We start from the raw sequence: 3,045 nt of genomic DNA, 5'->3' as shown, positions 1-3,045 counted from the left end.
GGTCGACACCGGGGCCGGCCACGGTCGACCGACCGCGACGCGGGCACGCGCGCGTGGGCGCGCGGAGAGACGCGATTCCGGGTGCGGGTGGGCGGCGGGGCGCCAGCCCGCGGTGGCGGGGGCTGGGGCGGCCGTCCGCGGTGGCCTGGCCGGGCCCGTCGCCGTACGGGCCCATGTCGTGGGCGCGCCCGCGCGGTTGTGCAGTGGTGTGAATCCCTGCCGCGCGGTACGCGCCTGCGCGATGTGAAATCCCTGCGGCACGGGTCCTGTCCGTACGGGCCCCTGCCGTACGAGCCATGTCGTACGCGCGCCCGCGCGATGTGCATTCCCGCCGCGCGGGCCCAGTTCGCGCGGGCCCTGCCGTACGAGCCTCTGCCGCGTACGAGCCCCTGCCGCACGGCCCCGCGGCGTGACGCCGGCGCACGAGCCCCGCAACGTGCCCCCCGCCGCACGAGTCCGCCGCACGCGTCCCGTCGTACGAACTCCTGCCGGACGGGCCCCTGTCGAATGAACCCCGTGCTCGTGTGTGAAGTCCGACGGGTGGGCTTCGGGGCGGGGTGGGCTCCGTGTGGTGGGGTGATCGCGCACCGTGGCGGGGGCGGTGGGTGTTCTGCGGGATCTTGTGGCGGGCTGTGTGGGGTGTCACGGCACGCCGCATCCGTACCGGTCCGCGCCGCGAACCCCCTTATGAGGGGGGCGGGTGGGGGCCGCCCGCGGTTCGGCGGGTGCGCGGACCCGGTAGCGTGACGGGCGGTTCCGTACATCCGCATATCTCATAGGAGTCCCGGTGACGCAGAGCGGACAGGGAAACGAGCCGCAGCCTCCTGCGGCCCCGCCCGCGCACGAGGGCGTGGTCCTGCCCTCGGCCGGCCTGCGCCACGGTGGGGGGCAGGGCGCCGACGGTTGGCCCTCGCCCGAACAGGGAGCGCTGCCGGCCGAAGGACAGCCGTGGGGCGATCCCTGGGGCCCGAACACGCCGCACCCGCCGCAGGGCCCGCCGCCCGGCGCTCACCCGGGACAGCCCGGCGCGCTGGTGCCCCGGGAGCCGGTGCCGGGTCAGGCGCTGCCGCCCGCGGCGCCCACCGGCTACGGACCGCTGCCCGGCCAGGACGGCGACGCGACGCAGTACATCCCGCACCCCGTGCAGGCGCCGGGCCAGCCGCTGCCCGACGGCTTCCCGGCGGACGCCGCGGGCGGGTACCCCGGGCCGATGCCGGGCGGGGCCGGCGGCCCGCAGCCCGGTGGCCCCCAACTCGGTGGCCCCCAGCTCGGTGGCGCGCTGCCGCTGCCCGCCGAGGGCGCGCCCGGCGCACTGCCGCAGCAGGCATCCGGCGGCTACGGAGCGCCGGGCCAGCCGCTGCCGGCCGAGGGCCAGCACCCGGCCACCCCGCAGCCGTACTACGGCCAGCCGCAGCAGGCACAGCAGCCGCAGCCCGGCTACCCGCAGCCCGAGCCGGCCGCCCCCGGCTTCCCGAGCCTCCAACCCGGCCAGCCGGCCGCCCCGCAGCAGCCAGGCCCGTACGGCGCGCCCGAGCAAGCCGGCCCGTACGGCGCGCCCGAGCAGCCGGGCCCCTACGGCGGCGGCCCCGGCCAGCAGCCGCAGACCCAGATCCTGCGCGCCCAACCGCCCGCCCCGGCCGGCCAGCAGCCGCCGCACGGCGATCTCTCGCAGCAGCAGATGCAGTCGCAGCCGCCGCAGCCCCAGACCCAGATCCTGCGCGCCCAGCAGCCGGCCCCCGGGCAGCAGCCCGCCGCGCACACCCAGATCCTGCGGCCCACGCCCCCGGCGCCCACCGCCGAGCAGGGCCACACCCAGATCCTGCGGCCCACCCCGGCCGGCCCCGGGCAGTCGGCGGCCGGGCAGAGCCTGCCGCAGCCGGAGTTGCGCCAGCCGGAGTCGCCGGCCGAGTCGACCACCATGCTGCGCCGGCCCGACTACGACGGCCCGCCGCCGGCCGGGGTCGGCACGGCCGAGGAGACCCAGGTGCTGCCGGGCCCGATCCCGGCCGGCCCGCCGCCGCACCCGGGAGGCGCGCCGTACGGGGTGCGGCCCGGGGCGCCGGGCGACCGGCAGCCGCCGGCCGAGTTCGACGGGCTGTTCCGGGCGGGCGGCGCGGCCGACGGCCCGGAGTCCACGCAGCAGATGCCGCTGTACGACCAGGGCCCGGGACCGCAGCCCGCGGCGCAGGGCGGCGGCCCGTACCCGCAGCACGGCGGTTACGGGCAGGAGCCGCCGGCCGACGTCGACTACGTCGGTGACGGCGGCGGGGGGCGGCGCTCCCGGCGCGGGGTGATCATCGGCGTGGTGGTCGCGGCCTGCGCGGTGGCCGGGCTCGCGGCCGGCGCGGCGATCAGCATGAGCGGCGGCGACGGCAAGAAGGACAAGGACAAGGCCGACCCCCCGGGCAAGGAGGTGGTGGCCAGCGACTCGCCGCCGCCCTCGTCCACGGCCCCGTCGCCGAGCGAGCCGGCCGATCCGGCCGAACCGCAGGCCAAGGCGTTGGACGCGCTGCTCAAGGACAGCAACAGCAGCCGGGCCAGCGTGATCGCGTCGGTGAACAACATCAAGACCTGCAAGGCGCTGCCGAAGGCGGCCAGCGACCTGCGCGCCGCGGCCCGGCAGCGCAACGCGCTGGTGACCAGGCTCGGCCAGATCTCGGTGGACAAGCTGCCGCAGCACACCGAGCTCACCCAGGCGCTGACCAAGGCGTGGCGGTCCTCCGCGTCGGCGGACAACCACTACGCGGCCTGGGCCGACCAGGTGGGCAAGAAGAACGGCTGCCACAAGGGCAAGGCACGCTCCAGCGGCCACACCGCGCTCGGCAACCGGGCCAGCGGCGAGGCGAGCGCGGCCAAGAACGCGGCGGCGAAGCTCTGGACCCCGCTGGCCCGCAAGTACAAGCTGACCGAGCGCGGGGCGGTGGACCTCTAGCAGCGGCGGCGGCCCGACCGGGCCCACCCCCATTCGTCCCCCCCCGCCCCCCCCCCCCCCGCCCCCCCCCCCCCCCCCGGGGGGGGGGGGGGGGCGGGGGGGGCGGGGGGGGG

General features: G+C 78.5%; 1 protein-coding gene. It reads left to right on the top strand.

The window, feature by feature from the left end:
• Nucleotides 1-787 precede the first annotated feature (787 nt).
• Nucleotides 788-2,932, top strand: coding sequence for a hypothetical protein (locus AAHZ94_RS31800; RefSeq protein ID WP_349997180.1), 2,145 nt, complete (start codon nt 788-790; stop codon nt 2,930-2,932).
• Nucleotides 2,933-3,045: the final 113 nt, after the last annotated feature.

The sequence above is a fragment of the Streptomyces sp. HSW2009 genome (genome assembly GCF_040240285.1).
Classification (GTDB): Bacteria; Actinomycetota; Actinomycetes; order Streptomycetales; family Streptomycetaceae; genus Streptomyces.
Note: the sequence above shows the minus strand (reverse complement) of the source record. Positions and strands in the feature narration are given on the sequence as shown.